This is a genomic window from Sphingorhabdus sp. YGSMI21 (genome assembly GCF_002776575.1).
GTDB lineage: Bacteria > Pseudomonadota > Alphaproteobacteria > Sphingomonadales > Sphingomonadaceae > Parasphingorhabdus.
The window spans coordinates 3153873-3170441 of record NZ_CP022548.1 but is presented as its reverse complement, the minus strand read 5'-3'; the positions used below and the strand labels follow the sequence as shown (position 1 = coordinate 3170441).

The following is a 16569-nucleotide window of genomic DNA, read 5'->3' as shown; positions in this document are numbered from 1 at the left end:
GGCCTCCCCGGACATCGAGGACTATAAGCCAAAAACAGATGCCAGAATCCGGTCCTGATATCGAAGAGCAGCTGAAACTGGTCCGCACCCGAATGTATGAGGGGCAGTTTGATGCTGCGTTGCGCTTGGCGGATAGCGCCTTGCGGGCCGACTCAGAAAATATCGACGCTCTCTACATGAAGGCGGTTTGCGAGCGCTATCTGGGTCTTGGCGATGGCGCTCTTGCAAGCGTCGAACGTCTCAAGAGCCTGTCTCCCGATTTTGGCCGGGCGCATCAGGAAGAAGGTCATATCCTCAAGGCCGCAGGCGATCTGGACAAGGCGATGATTGCCTATCGGCGTGCATGCCAATGCAATCCCGCGCTGCAGGCCAGTTGGAGAGCGCAGGCCGAGATTCTCGAAAGCCGCGGCCATCACGATGCCGCTAAGGAGATGCGCGGACAGGAACAGCGGATCGGCAATATGCCAAAGCCATTGGTTGTGATTGCGAATCTTCTTTATGAGGGAAAGCTGCTCAAGGCCGAGGCGGCCTGCCGGCGCTTCCTGCAAAACAATCCCCAGCATGTGGAGGCCATGCGCTTGCTTGCGGATATCGGTTCGCGGCTCGGAATATTGGAAGATGCGGATTTCCTGTTGGAAAGCGCGCTGGAATTTGAACCGGATAACATTCAGGTACGGATCGACTATATCCAGGTGCTTCGCAAACGTCAGAAATTTGCAGAAGCATTGCAACAAAGCGAAACTCTCTATCGGCGGCAACCGGACAATCCGGTTTTCCAATCGCTCTACGCCATCGAGTCGATGCAGACCGGAGATTATAAACAGGCGCTGGAACTGTTTGACAAGGTCCTGCACCGCTTGCCTGATGATCCCGTCACACTGACATCTCGCGGGCATGCGCTGAAGACATTTGGTCGCCATGAAGAAGCGGTCCTGTCCTACCAGAGGGCCATTCAGTCGGATCCCGGTCATGGAGATGCATGGTATGGGTTGGCCAACCTAAAAATCTATCGCTTCAGCGACGAGGAACTGCACCAGATGGAGGCTCAGGAATCCGGCAATCGGCTGAGCTATCAAAACCGGATCCATATCGGATTCGCGCTGGGCAAGGCCTATGAAGACCGCGAAGATTATGACAGGTCTTTTGGCCATTATGATCGCGGAAACCGGTTGAAACGCGTGCAGTCGCGCTATGACGCCGATCAAATGACGCGTGAACTTGACCGCCAGATCGAGATTTGTACGGAAATGCTTTTTGACAAGCACACTGGCCAAGGCTGCGATGCTCCGGACCCGATTTTCATCCTCGGACTGCCGCGCGCGGGTTCGACCTTGCTGGAACAGATATTGGCGTCGCATAGCCAGATTGACGGTACGCTGGAATTGCCCAATATCCTGTCCCTCGCGCACCGGCTGCGGCGGACCAAGCAGGCGGGCAACGACTCTCTATACCCCGACAATCTTTTTGACCTCGACGCCGAACAACTGCGAGCGATGGGGCAGGAATATATCGACAGCACCCGAATTCACCGGAGTGGCGCACCATTTTTTATCGACAAAATGCCTAATAATTTCCGGCACATCGGTTTGATCAAACTGATATTACCCAATGCCAGAATTATCGATGCGCGACGGGAGCCGATGGCCTGTTGCTTTTCCGGTTTCAAGCAGCTGTTCGCCGAGGGGCAGGAATTCACTTACGGGCTGCAGGACGTGGGGCAATATTACCGGGATTATGTTCGGTTGATGGACCATTGGGACAATGTACTGCCCGGTGCTGTCCTGCGGGTGCAGCATGAAGATGTGCTTGACGATCTCGACGGGCAGGTCCGTCGGATGCTCGACCATCTGGATTTGCCCTTTGAGCAGGCCTGTATCGATTTTCACCAGACCGAACGCGCTGTGCGTACTGCCAGTTCCGAGCAAGTGCGCCGGCCAATCACCAGAGCGAGTGTCGACTTGTGGCGCCGCTATCAATCACATTTGCAGCCGTTGAAAGATGCGTTGGGAAATAAAAAGATGGAGCCACGACAGTGAGCGGAACGGAAACAACTGCAGCGGATGTTGTCGATACGGATTATGAAACCGATTATGAAGCAGGACAGGACAATGTAAATACATTCGGCCTGGAAATGCACAATCCGGTGTTTTTCATCAGCGCCATTCTGATTATCGCGTTCGTGCTGCTGTCGTTGATATTTCCGCATATCTCGCAAGACGGACTCGAGACAACCAAAGCCTGGACGCTGCGATATTTTGACTGGTTCTTCGTCATTGCCACGAATTTCGTGCTGTTTTTCTGTGTTGCGGTCGCCATCTCTCCTCTAGGAAAAATCCGACTGGGCGGGCAGGGGGCCAAGCCGGAATTTACGATTGTCTCATGGATAGCCATGCTGTTCTCCGCCGGTGTCGGCATTGGCATGCTGTTCTACGGTGCCGCCGAACCAATGGCCTATTATACCGACTGGGGTGGCACACCGCTCAATGTCGAAGCGCTGACGCCCGAGGCCGAACGCCTGGCGCTCGGCGCGACTGTGTTCCATTGGGGCCTCACGCCATGGGCGGTCTACGCCGTGATCGGGCTGGCGCTCGCGTTCTTCTCCTTCAACAAGGGATTGCCGCTCACCATACGCTCGACTTTTTACCCGATATTGGGTGACCGGATTTGGGGGTGGCCCGGCCATCTTATCGATATTCTCGCCGTGATCGCGACGCTTTTCGGGCTGGCAACCTCGCTCGGTTTTGGCGCGCAACAGGCTGCCACCGGAATATCTTTCCTGTTCGGGGTCGATGCGAGCCTGACATCGCAGCTCTTGCTGATCGTTGTCATCTCCGGACTGGCGATCATTTCGGTGATCCGCGGCATTGACGGCGGCATCAAGCTTTTGAGCAACATCAATATGTTTCTGGCCGCATTGCTGCTCGCCTTTGTATTTGTCGCAGGTCCCACGATGCAGATATTCCAGGGCTTCGGAACTGCTGTCGCCAGCTATGCGGAATATGCCATACCCTTGAGTGACTGGACCGGTCGTGAGGATAAGATCTGGTATCATGGCTGGACGATATTCTACTGGGCCTGGTGGATCAGCTGGTCGCCATTCGTTGGCATGTTCATCGCCCGGATTTCAAGGGGACGGACCATCCGGCAATTTCTCACCGTGGTGCTCATTGTGCCGGTGATCGTCGCGATCATCTGGTTCACCACCTTCGGGGTGACGGCCATCGAGCAGGTGAAGGAAGGTGTCGGCCAATTACCCGCCGGTATCAGCGAAGTGCCGCTGGTCCTTTTCCAGATGCTCGAGAATATGCCATTCCCCTTTATCGCATCGTCTCTCGCGATCCTTCTTCTGATAGTCTTCTTTGTAACATCTTCTGATTCCGGTTCGCTGGTAATCGACGCGATCACGGCTGGTGGCCGAACCGACGCGCCGGTTGCACAGCGCATCTTCTGGGCCGTATTGCAGGGCATGGTTGCAGCGGCGCTGCTGGTCGGCGGCGGTGCCACGGCATTGGGGACGCTGCAGGCCGGAGCAATAGCCAGTGGCCTGCCGTTTACCGTGGTACTGCTGGTCTGTTGCTACAGTCTGTTCAAGGGACTGATGTCGGAATATCGTCTGCTGAGCGCGAGGAAGCCGGGCCACTAGGGATGATATATACGGTCCGCTTGTACCAGGCTTTTGCATAATATCAGGGCCCTGGGGCAATTGACGAGCGACAGGTGACCTACGCTGCGAAGCGACGCTTGGCGAAACGACGCTTGGGCGATGGCCTATGTGCATACTGCCGAGAATCAGGGTCAGTGGGTAAGCGACAAGATCATCAATTCAATTTTCTGTTTAAGCCACCTTAGATAACTGCTATCTATCGCTAATGCGGCTGGACAATTTCGATCTCAATCTGCTGGTGGCTTTTGATGTGCTGTTGCAGGAGCGCAACGTGACCCGTGCCGCCAACCGCCTCAACGTCACCCAGGCAGCCATGAGCGCTGCCCTGAAGCGGCTGAGGGAATCCTTTGAAGACGACATATTGAAGCAACATGGCAAGAAGATGATACCGACCGCGCGGGCGATCGCTCTAGCCCCGGAAATCTCCAGGACCATAATGCAGTTGCGCAGTCTGATTTCCAGCGGGAAGGGATTCGATCCCCAGACATCGGATCGCCGCTTCAAGATTGCGGCATCCGATTATATCACCACCGTACTGATCGTCCCCTTGCTTGACGTGTTGCAACGCGAGGCTCCGCATTTGCGGCTTGATATCTCTCTGCCCAATCACGACACGGTAGACCAGTTGATCAACGGCGAGCTTGATCTGTTTCTGACACCGGAAGATTTTGTGCACCCGGACCATCCGCGCGATCTGTTGTTCGAGGAGCGATATGTCGTCGTGGGCTGGTCCGGCAATCCGATCATGCAGATGCCCCTGACGACCGAGAGCTTCTTCGGTTGCGGCCATATTGCCGTGCAGATTGGTCATCGCAATACTTTCATCGAACGGGCCTTGGAAATCCATGGGCTGGAAAGACGGGTCGAGATAACAGCGCCGTCATTCATACAGGCGCCCTGGCTGATCCCGGGTACCATGCGGCTATCGCTGATGCATGAAAGGTTGGCCCAAAAAGTGGCGCCGGCTGCTTCGCTGGTCATCGCCGAGCCGCCGATCAGTTTGCCGGTGATGCAGGAGATGATGCAGTTTCACGCCAGCCGCGAAACCGATGAAGCGTTGATATGGCTGCGCCGGAAATTGAAACAAGTCAGTGAGAGGCCGATGGGGTTGCCGAAGGCATAGCAGCGCGGACCCTTTCGCAATGATCCAGATATGCAGTGATCGCGGCCTTTTGCCGAATTACAACCCAGGACCAAACACCCGAATTTTTCTGGTTTTCAGGCTTCGAATTGCGAGCGGTGATCCGGGAATCTGCAAATCGCCGTCGATATCAGAGGTTTCCGGCCCATTCTATCCATAAATAACATTTGTGGATACTGACATAAACAAATGATTTTTCCTATCTGCGAAAATGATTATTACTATTGTTGAAAGTGATTTTCGCAATTCGTGAATCTGGCTTATTCACGAGACGGTATCAAGCCGCGGCGTACAAGCGGCAAAAACCGTGTTCAAAAGGGGAGGAAAAGAATGAAATTCCATACATGTAATGCGTCCGTATCCAAGGCCGCACTTTCGATAGCTCTGGTTTCCGCGATGTTTGCATCGCCGGCCGCGGCTCAGGATTCCGCCAGCGACGAAAGAGCGCAAAGGTCCGGTGGACTGGATGTGATCGTCGTGACGGCGCAGCGCCGCGAGGAGACTCTGCAGGATGCTGCTATTCCTATCAATGCGGCGACCGGCGAAGAGCTCGCTTTGGCCGGGGTCACCGATGCGACGGCGCTGAACAAGATCGCGCCGGCGCTTTATACCACATCCGGTGGCGGCGCTAATGCCGGCTATTTTGTCCGCGGCGTCGGTAACTTTACCAATAATGGTTACACCAACCCTGCCGTCGCCTTCAATATCGACGGCGTCTATATCGGTCGCCCTTCTTCGACGATCGCATCCTTTCTGGATGTAGCGGTGGTTGAGGTTCTCAAGGGTCCGCAGGGTACATTATATGGCCGTAACGCAACGGGCGGCGCGATCAACGTGATCCCGACCAAGCCGCAGCTTGGTGAGTTTAGCGGCTATGTAAGTGGAAGCTATGGCAATTATGATGCCTTCGATATCTCCGCTGCTATCAATGTGCCGGTTTCTGACTCTGGCGCACTGCGTTTGGCGGCAGTTGTCAACCAACACGATGGCTACAATAGTGACGGCACATTTGATGCGAAGGATTTTGCTGTTCGCGGCCAGTTCTACGCTGAGCCCAGTGATGTATTCAACTTCCGCGTGTCGATGGATTACTCGACCCAAAAAGGTGTTGGTGCCGGTACCAATATTCAGGGCGTCTATAACATCATTCCACCGGTTCCTGCGCTAAGAGCCAACCAGCCCGTCAACGGGTGGCGGTTTGACGCTGCGCCGGATGCCGTGTCAGCGCCATATTCGGGGCTCCACACTCCGGCTGCAGATGCCTATACCGCAACAATTGCCGGTGCGCCGCTGCATTCACCCTATAACGGGGATTATGTATACCCCTTCCGCAATGACAAATTTTTTGGCGTAAACGCCGAGTTGAATTTTGATCTTGGCGGCGTCGATCTGACCATCATTCCGGCTTATCGGCATTCCGAGCTGGACAACCAGTTCAATGGCCCTCCGTTCAAGGCGGCTATCAACCAGGATACGGCAGAACAATTCAGCGTGGAGGCGCGCTTGTCCGGTTCAGCCGGACAGCTGGACTGGATTGTGGGTGGCTATTATTTTGATGAAACTGTCGAAGGCGTTAACTCCTTCAACCAGTTCGCCACATTGGGTGCCAATGCCTATACATCCAAATCGGAATCCGCTGCGGTATTCGCACGAGCGACCTTTAACGTAACGGACAGTTTGCGCATCGTTGGCGGCATCCGTTATACCGACGAAAATCGCGAGTTTGAGGCCGATGCCGTTGCCGTTACGGGTGTTTGTCTTGAAGAACCCACCGGTCGCGCGCCTTTCTGTCCACAAGTGCCAACCATTCCTGTCGGTCTGACGCTGCAGGATTCGCTAAGCCAGTTTGATCCCGCGCTGTTCCCAGCCCGGCCGATCAGCACATATGATCCAAACGGGCCCAATGGTGTCGGACAGGTGTTCCCTTATGGACCCTTTAACGTCGGCGGTGATTTCCCGCCGGGACCAGGCGCTCTTCTCATAATCACGCCGAACCAGATCCAGAGGTCCGGTGGCGACGGCGAGGTAACGTACCGTGCCGCCGTTGAATATGACATCACGCCCGACAACCTGCTTTATGCCAGTTTTGAAAACGGGTTCCGTGCCGGTGGGTTTAACGCGTCGCGCGGGAATGAAGAATATGCGCCGGAATTCATCGACGCTTTCACAATCGGTTCGAAAAACCGCTTTTTCGACAATCGTCTGGAGCTGAACCTAGAGCTGTTCTACTGGAAATATGAAGGACAGCAACTTGCGGCGTTGGGCGTCGATGTCGACGGGAATAATTCATTCTATACCCGCAATGTCGGTGAATCCTCGATCAAGGGCGCTGATATCGACTTCCAGTTCCTTGCCACCGAAACGACGAAAATCCGCGGCGGGGTGCAATATCTCGATGCGACGTACGACAGCTACATGTTCAACCAGACTGATCTGGCTGATCCGGCCGATCCACCTGAGCTGCTGCGGCCAGTTACGACCTGCGATGCAACCCAGGACCTCGCGACGGATTCCTATGACGTCGATTGTTCCGGCAAGGCCGCTCTAAATTCGCCAAAATGGTCGGCGAATATCGGTATCGAGCAAACGGTCGAATTCGGCGAACTGAGATTGATCGGTTCGGTTGACGGACGGTATCGCGGTGCCAGGGAAGTCGGTTTCAACTATATCCCCGAAAGCCGGATTGGTAGCGATTTTACCATGGATGCTGCTCTGACTCTGGGCGATATTGATGACCGCTGGACGTTGACTGCCTATGTTCGCAATCTGACCGATGAAGCGGTTCTCTCCGTCGTGCAACTCGGTGCCGGTAACGTGGTCGGCGCCAATTATCAGCCACCCCGGACCTATGGTTTGCGGGCTAAATTCAACTTCTAGGGAGAATTGGCTATGCGTCTGATGCAAATAATGTTGGCCAGTGCAGTTGCACTGGCCGCCATCCCGGCCCACGCGCAGGAGCAGTCAAATGCGCCGTCGGAAGCTACCAAGCAGACTGATGCCGGGCTGTGGGTCACACTGGGGACGCGGGGCGGGCCGGTTGCCAGCCCGACGCGATCGCAGCCATCCAATCTTCTGGTCGCCGGCGGGAAGAATTATCTCGTCGACGTGGGGGACGGGTCCGCCGGTCAGTTGGCGAAAAAGGGACTGCAGACGACGATGCTGGAAGGCGTTTTCATCAGCCATTTGCATTTTGATCATACGGGCGGCCTGGCTGCCATTCTGGGCTTGCGATTCCAGACCAATCCCAAGAACAAGCTGAAAGTCTTCGGGCCTCCAGGCACCAAGGAAATGATCGATGGGCTCATCATGTCGATGAACCCGGGGGCGACTGCCAATTATGGCGTTGAGGGCGCCCCGGCGGCAAATCCGCGTGATCAGGTCGAGGTTGTCGAGTTGCGTGATACGAATAAGGTGGCGCTCGAAGGGATGAATGTCTCGGTGCGCAAGAACAGCCATTACAGCTTCAAGCCGGGCGGAGAAATGGCACGGCGGTTCGAAGCACTTTCTTACCGTTTCGATTTGCCGGGCCGTTCGATCGTCTACACCGGCGACACCGGACCCAGCAAGGCGGTCGAAGAACTGGCCAAAGATGCTGATCTTCTTGTCGCCGAAATGATGGATGTCGAGATGATGATTGGCCTGGTGCGTCTCGCCAATCCGAATATGCCTGACAATATAGCCAAGGGGATGGAGGCGCATATGACCAAACATCACCTGTTGCCGAAGGATGTCGGTGAAATGGCCGCGCGGGCAGGGGTCAAGGCGGTTGTCGTGACCCATTTTGCCGGGATTGAACCCAATAATCCGGGCCATATGCCCTATCTCGGCACGATAGCAGAACATTATAACGGTCCTGTGGTCATCGCCAATGACATGGATGAATATTGAGAATGAATGACCTGAATATCCTGGTTATCGGCGGCGGCATTGGTGGATTGACGGCTGCGATAGCCTTGCGCGGCAAGGGACACCGGGTGTCGGTTATCGAAAAAGACCCTGAATGGTCTGTCTATGGTGTCGGGATCATCCAGCAGTCCAATGTCATCCGCGCGATGGCGGAACTGGATCTGCTCGATGACTATCTGGCTGCCGGCGTTCCTTTCGACACGGTCGCCATTCATGCGCCCGACGGGACCAAGGTCGCTGAAGTTCCTGCGCCGCGTCTGGTGGAAGATTATCCGGCCAATGTCGGGATCGGCAGACCGGCCTTGCACAAAGTACTGGGCGACCGCACCAAAAGCGCAGGGGCGGATATCCGTCTGGGCGTAACCGTCACCGAAATCGACCAGCGGGATGACGGCGTAGATGTCATTTTCTCGGATGGGCGCGAAGAGAGCTTCGATATCGTGATCGGCGCCGACGGCGTCTATTCCGACACACGGCGACGGGTATTGCCCGATGCCGAACAGCCCGAATATACGGGGCAAGCGGTCTGGCGCTATAATTTCCCGCGGCCTTCCGATCTCAATTCGCTGCATGCCTATAACGGCCAGACCGGTATCGGGCTCGTACCGATCAGCGAAGAGCTGATGTATATGTATGTGACCACGCCCGAGCCTGGGAAACCCAATTATCCGATTGACGGGATCGCGGCTGCGATGCGTGGAAAACTTGCGGGCACCGCGCCGCAGATTCAGGCGATGGCGGAACAGATCACTGATGACGAAGGCGTCGTCTATCGTCCGATGGAACAGATGATGCTCTATGGCGACTGGCACAATGGCCGTGTCGTTCTGCTCGGTGACGCCGTGCACGCAACCACGCCGCATCTGGGGCAGGGCGCCGGCATGGCGATAGAGGACAGCCTTGTTCTGGCCGAAGAACTGGCCAACCACGATACACCCGCTACGGCCTTCAAAGCCTATCGCGATCGCCGGTTCGAACGCTGCCGCTATATTGTCGAGAAATCACTGGCCATTTGTTACGGCCAGATCGGCAAGGGGCCGCTGGTCGACAACGGCCAGGCCACGGCCGAAATGTTCGGCATTGTTTCACAACCAATCTAGACCCCCAAGCAAGGAATATTGATGAGCCGAGTGACCGAAATACGCTATGTTGGCTATGGCGTCGAAAATTTTGATGCCGAACGCAAATTTTATGCCGACGACTGGGGACTGGTCGAGGTTGAATCGCGGGATGACATGGCCTGGTTCAAGACCCACGGTCATGATGAGTATCATGTTGTCCGCCTGCACAAACGCGAGAGCAATTGTGTTGAAGTGATAGCACTGGCCGCAGACAGCCGCGCCAATGTCGACGCGTTGCGCTCCAAGGTCGGCGATGCCGGATGCAAGATCATTCGCGAGCCCGGCGATCTCGACGCACCCGGCGGCGGCTATGGTTTCCGCTTTTTCTCTCCCGACGGGCTTCCGTTCGAAATATCTTCGGATGTCGAACGCGGCGAGCAACGGGCGATGGAACGCTGGGAAGGCATGCCGCTGAAGATCAGCCATATCGTCCTGCATTCGCCCGATCATCAGGCCGCGGTTAAATTCTTCACCGACGTGCTGGGCTTCAAGGTCAGCGACTGGCTCGGCGATTTCATGTGCTTCCTGCGCTGCAACAGCGCCCACCACCGGATCGCTTTGCTTCCCGGTCCGCCGTGCCTGAACCACGTCGCCTACGACATGCTGACGCTGGATGACATGATGCGCGGCGTTAGCCGATTGCGCAAACGTGGCACCGATATTCGCTGGGGTCCTGGCCGTCATACTGCCGGAAACAATACCTTCAGCTATTTCTGCACACCCGCCGGTTTTGCGGTGGAATATACGTCCGAACTGGAAGAAGTCGATTTCGAGAACCATCAGGAAAAGGTGCACGAGCCGGGTCCGCAGGTCATGGACCAGTGGGAAACCGGTATAGGCGGTCCGCAGACCATGCCGAAACCGGAAGCCGATCCCTGTCTCTTCCAGCCTTCGGAGGTCTGATCCATGGCTCTTTTTGAATATTTTCCCAATTATATCTGGAACTTGTCGGTAGCCATAGCGATGGAAAGCGGCGGGCAGATCGGTGAAATCATCGATATGTGCCAGCCGATCAAGGAAGCGGCTGCTGCCGGCGACGATGCCGGTGTGCCGCAGTTCATGAAACAATGGGCGGCGATGGGCGACAAGCTGCAGGAGCTGGCTGCCGAAGACGAAGCCAAAGGCCGCAATTTCTCTGCCTCGAACAAGCTCGAGCGCGCTTCGCTCTATCTGTTCACCGCAGAACGGATGCAGGGCCATGGCCATCCGGGTCGCACCGAGACTTTCGCCAAGGCGCGCAATGCTTTTGACCGCTCATCGAAGCTCGGCAAGCTCAACCGGGAACGGGTCGAAATTCCGCTCGAAAACGGGACCATGCCGGCGATCTGGACCAAGGCGCCCGGCGCCGGCAAAAAGCCCGCAGTCGTCTTCTGCAACGGTCTGGATAGCAACAAGGAGCTGCTCTACTGGACGCGGCTTCCCGAAGAACTGGCCCGGCGCGGCATCTCCACGCTTTGCGTAGACCAGCCCGGTTCGGGCGAAGCGCTGCGGTTGCAAGGCCTGCCGGTCGATCCGCATAGCGAAAGCTGGGCTTCCAAGGCTGTCGACTGGCTGGAAACACAGGACAATGTCGACGCATCGAAACTCGGCATGACCGGCATTTCATTGGGCGGGCATTTCGCCCCGCGCGCGGTCGCTTACGAACCGCGCTTTGCCAGCGGAGCGGTCTGGGGTGCCAACCACAATTGGCGCGAAGTTCAGGATAAGCGGATGAAACGCGAAGGCGAAAACCCGGTGCCGCATTATTGGGCGCATGTCATGTGGGCCTTTGGCGCGGACGATATGGAAGATTTCCTCGATAAATCGACCGACATGAATCTCAACGGTCATATGGACCGGATCAAGGTTCCGTTTCTCGTTACCCATGGTTCCAATGATCGCCAGATCAGCGTGGATTATGCGTCAGACCTATATGATCAGCTGGTCAATTCACCGCGCCGCGAGAAGGTGATCTTCACGCCCCGCGAAGGCGGAGTAGAACATGTCGGCGCAGACAATATGGCCTACGGTCGTGACCTGTTGTCGGACTGGTTTGCCGAAACGCTAGGCGGAAATGCCGGATAGTTAGACTGAGTCATTAATTGGCCGCGTCGCAGGGAAGAGGTTTTGAACATGAATCAAGCTACGATAGGCCAAGCCGGAATCCAAAGCGCGGGCACTCGGCAAGGAGTCATTCTTCTCCTCGCTTCGATGATGCCGATCATGGCGATCATCTCGCTTGTTCCGGTTTTGCCGCTTCTGTTCAAGGAATTTGCGGGGGTCAGCGGGAGTGCATTTCTTGTCCCGATGGCGCTGACAATTCCGGCGCTGTGCGTGGCTCTGTTCTCGCCTTTGGCTGGCTGGCTTTCGGACAAGCTGGGGCGCAAGCATCTGCTGGTCGGGGCGCTGGTTCTTTACGCCGGCTTCGGGATCATTCCCTGGTTCCTCACCGATCTATTCCAGATCATTGGCGCTCGCATCGCGCTGGGCATTACGGAAGCCGTTATCATGACCGTGGCTACCGTATTGATCGGTGACTATTTTGAAGGCGCACGCCGCGAAAAATGGATCGCGCTTCAGGTCGGCTTCGGCAGCATCGCTGCGATCATATTGATCGCGGTTGGCGGAGGGCTGGGAGAGCTGTTGGGATCCCGCGGACCCTTCCTGCTCTACCTTCTCGCTTTACCCATTGCTCTTGCGGCAGCGATCATATTGTTCGAGCCCACTATCAAATCTGCCGTTGGGAATGGCATAAAGGCAAAATTTCCGTTCAAGGCCGTGATGCCGTTGATCCTGACCACGATCGGTGTCGGCATCATATTCTACTCTATCGTTGTCCAGCTGGGGCCGGTCCTCGGCCTGTCGGGTGAAGTCTCGCCGGCGACCATCGGCTTGATCGGCGCCTTGACCAATATCGCGGTGGCTGTGGGTTCGGTTCTCTTCAACAAGTTCAAGCAGAATGTCGGCCCGCGTCTGCTCATAGTTGGCCTGGTTCTGGCGGCCATTGGCTACGCAGGGATCAGCATGTCGACGACCCTGGTTCTGCTCGCTACATTCGCCATCCTTGCCTGCATCGGCAGCGGCATGTTGCTGCCCAATATGCTCACTTGGACCATGAACAGCCTGCCGCCCGAAATGCGCGGACGGGGCATGGGTATGTGGACCGGAGCATTTTTTCTAGGTCAGTTTGCCGCGCCGATCGTGACCGCAAGCATTGTTCCGATCACCGGTGGCTTCGCTGAAACCTTCCTCGCTTATGCTGTCGTGATCGCAGGCGCTGCGATAGTCGTGGTGGCCATGAACCGGGGAAGCCTCGCGAAAGCCGCAGCATGAACACAGGTAGTATAGCTTCCCTGGATATAGATCCGTTTGACGAAGCCTTTCTCGCCGATCCCTATGCGCATCATGCTGCTCTTCGCGACGCAGGTCCGGTCGTGTGGCTAGAGCCGCTCGGCGTCTATGCCATGGCCCGTTTTGACGAAGTGCAAAGCGCGCTCAGGAATCACGAGACCTTCTGTTCCTCGCGCGGTGTCGGACTGGCCGACTTCTCCAAGGAAGAACCATTCCGTCCGCCATCCTTGTTGCTGGAGGCTGATCCGCCGCTGCACGACCGTACCCGCTCGATCATGAACAGGATCGTTTCCCTGAAAGCCCTGAAGCAACTTCGTCCCGCATGGCAGGCAAAGGCGGACGCATTGATTGCTAAGCTCGTCAGCAAAGGGCAATTTGACGCGGTTCCAGAACTGTCGGAAGCCTTTCCGATGATGATCTTCCCCGACATGATCGGACTGGCCGACGAAGGCCGCGAACATCTGATCGATTATGCGACGATTGTGTTCAACGCTTTCGGGCCGCGCAACCGTGTTTTTGAAGAGGGCAATGCCGGCAAGGAGGCCGCGATCGACTGGGTTGCCTGGGCCTGCGAGCGCCAGAACCTCAAGCGTGGCGGCTGGGGCATGGCTTTGTACGAAGCGGCTGACCGCGGCGAATGTACGCCAGAGGAAGCAGGCAAGATGGTGCGCTCGTTTCTATCGGCGGGAGTTGATACGACCGTCAACGGCATTGGTCATATGGTTTTGGCTTTGGCTAGCCATCCTGAGGAATTTCAAAAGCTTCGTGAGAATCACAAACTCGCGTCTCGCGCGTTCGAGGAGAGCTTGCGCTGGGATTCCACCGTGCAGACGTTTTTCAGGACAACAGCAAAAGATACGGAAGTTGCCGGGTCAAACATCCCTGAAGGATCGAAGGTCCTGCTGTTCCTGGCTTCGGCCAATCGCGATCCGCGCAAATGGGATGACGCCGATCAATTCCGGATCGACCGCAATGTCAGCGGCCATGTCGGTTTCGGCTTCGGCATTCACCAATGTCTGGGACAGATGGTCGCAAGGCTGGAAGGCGAACTGATCGGTGAAGCACTGGCCAAGCAGGTTTCCTCTATTCGCCTGACCGGAGAACCGAAGCGGCGGCTGAACAACACGCTTCATGCGCTTGGTTCCTTGCCGGTCGAAATGGAGGTTGTATGACCGAAACAATGCCTATCCTCTACTTTGCACCGTCTACCTGCGCGCGCGTCACGTTGACGGCGCTGGAGGAGATCGGGCAGCCATTCGAGACAAAGCTGGTCGCCTTCATGGCGGGCGAACACCGTTCCCCGGACTATCTGGCAATCAACCCCGCAGGCAAGGTGCCCGCGCTGCAAACCGAAGCGGGCGTCCTGACCCAGAATGGCGCGATCCTGCTCTATCTGGCGCGGACCCATCCGGAAGCGAATCTGTTGCCGCTGTCGGGTGATCCTCATGGGGATTCCCTGATAGTCTCGGCCCTGTTCCGGATGTCGGGCGATCTCCATCCGCTGGTCACCCGCTTCGTCATTCCGGGCCTGATGCTATCGGATCCGGCGGCCTCTCCGCACGTGCGCTCAAAAGCCGAAGAACTGCTGAAGCTGCAACTGGCTCCGCTCGCAGCACAATTGGACAAGCAAGATTGGTTGATGGGTGACCGCTGGTCGATCCTCGACGCCTATCTGGCATGGATATGGTTCCGCATTACCGGCGCGGGATTCGACCCTGCGGCTTTCCCGTCGATCGCAGGCCATTATGCTCGTGCCGGCGAGCGCCCCTCTGCCAAGGCGGCCCTTCAACGCGAAGCGCGCGCGCAGGAAGAACTTGCTGCCCGCGGTCTCGCCTTTGTGCCGCCCGATATTAAGAAGTGATCGATTGACAGGCGGATGGTATGAAATGCCATCCGGCCGAAAATGAAAAGGAAACGAAATCATGACCGAGAAACCAATCCGCCGTGTCGTCACCGGCCATAATGACAAAGGGCAGGCGATCATCCAGGAGGATGGTATCGTGCCGCGCATCCAGAGGATTGGCGGTGATATCGGACCGATGTTTTACGAGGTCTGGAACACCCGCGCAACGCCGGCTCCGATTGACCCGAGTTCGGGAGAGCCGCCGGAAGAAGGGATCATTCTTGCACCCCCAAAGAACGGCACGCGAATTCGCGTTCTCGATATTCCACCCGACGACGACAGCTTTGCGGAGATGACGGCGGAGCAGGCGAAAGCCCATTTCGCCGAAATCGGTGCTGCGGACGCATCTTCCTTTGAGGGCAAGGAGTCCCGCCACGCGCATATGCATCGTACTGAGACGGTGGACTATGGCATCGTGCTGGAAGGTGAGCTGGTGCTGATCATGGACGAAGGCGAGACCACAGTCGGCCCCGGCGATATCATCGTGCAGCGCGGTACCAACCATGGCTGGGCCAACCGCACGGACAAGAACTGCCGTATTGCCTTCATCCTGATCGACGGAAAATTTTCCGAAGAGCTGCAGGACTGACATGCGGCTGGCGATCACCGGGGCAGGGGGCTTCGTCGGCCGCGCGGTCGCCAGACATTTGAGCGAGACACGATTTGACGGTTCGGTCCGGCTGATTGACCGGGAAATTTCCGATCATCCGGAATTTGAAACTGTGGCACTCGATCTGGCTGCTCCCGGTGCACTGGAAGACGCACTGGACGGGGTTGACCGGGCGTTGCACCTTGCCGCGCTTCCGGGCGGAGCGGCGCAAGACGATCCGGCGCTGTCGCGAAGGATCAATCTCGATCTGTCGTTGGACTTGATCGGCATGATGAACGGACGGCGACTGGTTTACGCCAGCTCCATCGCGGTGTTTGGTGACAGCTTCCCGGCGACGGTTGACGACGATACGGTGCCGCACCCGTCGTCCGTCTATGGAACGCACAAGCGCATGGTAGAGCTGGCTTTTGCAGATGCCGTCCGGCGGGAGGCGATGACCGGAACTGCTCTGCGCCTTTCCGGTATTGTCGCCCGACCCGGTTCGGCAGAGGGTTTCGGTTCCGCTTTTTTGAGCGATGTTTTCCATGTTGTCCGTGACGGCGAAGACTATCAGGTTCCGGTCTCGCGCACCGCGACGAGCTGGCTGATGTCGGCCAAAATCTGCGCCGCCAATCTGGTGCATGCGCTGCTCTCCGATTTTACCGAAGCCGAGCCGATAATGCTGCCAGCGACCCGGGTTTCGATGGAGGATCTCGTTGCCTCGGCGGCGCGTTACGGCGATGGCAGCAAGATCAGTTTTCAGCGGGACAACCATATCCAGCGGCTGTTTGCGTCCCATCCGCCCCTGACCACGGACAGGGCTGCCAGCCTGGGGTACAAAAGCGATGGAACGCTGGACGAACTGGTGGACAATGTGTTCGCCTGCACCTGATTTCGACAAATATTCCCATTCAA

Annotated in this window: 13 protein-coding genes; all 13 read left to right on the top strand. The window is 56.8% G+C overall.

Going from position 1 to position 16569, the window contains the following annotated elements; all coding sequences use genetic code 11:
* The first annotated feature begins 38 nt into the window (after positions 1–38).
* The 13 genes from CHN51_RS15205 (at position 39) to CHN51_RS15145 (ending at position 16546) form a co-directional block, all read left to right on the top strand.
* Complete coding sequence (locus CHN51_RS15205) at positions 39–2036, top strand: tetratricopeptide repeat-containing sulfotransferase family protein (protein WP_100094779.1); 1998 nt, start codon at positions 39–41, stop codon at positions 2034–2036.
* Entirely contained in the window at positions 2033–3643 is a 1611-nt protein-coding gene (locus CHN51_RS15200; protein ID WP_206169908.1) for a BCCT family transporter, read from the top strand. The genes CHN51_RS15205 and CHN51_RS15200 overlap by 4 nt, the downstream gene beginning before the upstream one ends.
* A 226-nt stretch (positions 3644–3869) precedes the next feature.
* On the top strand, positions 3870–4787 hold the full coding sequence (locus tag CHN51_RS15195) for a LysR family transcriptional regulator (RefSeq protein ID WP_100094778.1): 918 nt from the start codon (positions 3870–3872) through the stop codon (positions 4785–4787).
* A 348-nt stretch (positions 4788–5135) separates the two neighbouring features.
* The gene (locus CHN51_RS15190; RefSeq protein ID WP_100094777.1) at positions 5136–7682 is read left to right on the top strand and encodes a TonB-dependent receptor; all 2547 of its coding nucleotides are present in this window, start codon (positions 5136–5138) and stop codon (positions 7680–7682) included.
* A 12-nt stretch (positions 7683–7694) separates the two neighbouring features.
* Positions 7695–8693, top strand: a complete 999-nt coding sequence (locus CHN51_RS15185; RefSeq protein WP_100094776.1) for an MBL fold metallo-hydrolase — start codon at positions 7695–7697, stop codon at positions 8691–8693.
* A gap of 2 nt (positions 8694–8695) precedes the next feature.
* Positions 8696–9811 carry an FAD-dependent oxidoreductase gene (locus CHN51_RS15180; protein WP_100094775.1) on the top strand — a complete coding sequence of 372 codons (1116 nt, stop codon included), beginning with the start codon at positions 8696–8698 and terminating at the stop codon, positions 9809–9811.
* A gap of 21 nt (positions 9812–9832) precedes the next feature.
* Positions 9833–10735 (top strand): VOC family protein, encoded by a 903-nt coding sequence (locus CHN51_RS15175; RefSeq protein ID WP_100094774.1) that lies wholly within the window; start codon positions 9833–9835, stop codon positions 10733–10735.
* A gap of 3 nt (positions 10736–10738) precedes the next feature.
* A complete protein-coding gene (locus CHN51_RS15170; RefSeq protein WP_100094773.1) occupies positions 10739–11896 on the top strand; it encodes an alpha/beta fold hydrolase in 1158 nt (385 codons plus the stop codon).
* A 48-nt stretch (positions 11897–11944) separates the two neighbouring features.
* Complete coding sequence (locus tag CHN51_RS15165) at positions 11945–13144, top strand: MFS transporter (protein WP_100094772.1); 1200 nt, start codon at positions 11945–11947, stop codon at positions 13142–13144.
* Positions 13141–14334: a cytochrome P450 gene (locus CHN51_RS15160; RefSeq protein WP_100094771.1), complete on the top strand. Its 1194-nt coding sequence runs from the start codon at positions 13141–13143 to the stop codon at positions 14332–14334. The genes CHN51_RS15165 and CHN51_RS15160 overlap by 4 nt, the downstream gene beginning before the upstream one ends.
* Entirely contained in the window at positions 14331–15023 is a 693-nt protein-coding gene (locus CHN51_RS15155) for a glutathione S-transferase family protein (protein ID WP_100094770.1), read from the top strand. Before CHN51_RS15160 ends, CHN51_RS15155 begins: the two co-directional genes overlap by 4 nt.
* Positions 15024–15084: 61 nt before the next feature.
* Positions 15085–15654, top strand: coding sequence for a cupin domain-containing protein (locus tag CHN51_RS15150; RefSeq protein WP_100094769.1), 570 nt, complete (start codon positions 15085–15087; stop codon positions 15652–15654).
* 1 nt (position 15655) lies between these two features.
* Positions 15656–16546: an NAD-dependent epimerase/dehydratase family protein gene (locus CHN51_RS15145; RefSeq protein ID WP_100094768.1), complete on the top strand. Its 891-nt coding sequence runs from the start codon at positions 15656–15658 to the stop codon at positions 16544–16546.
* Positions 16547–16569: the final 23 nt, after the last annotated feature.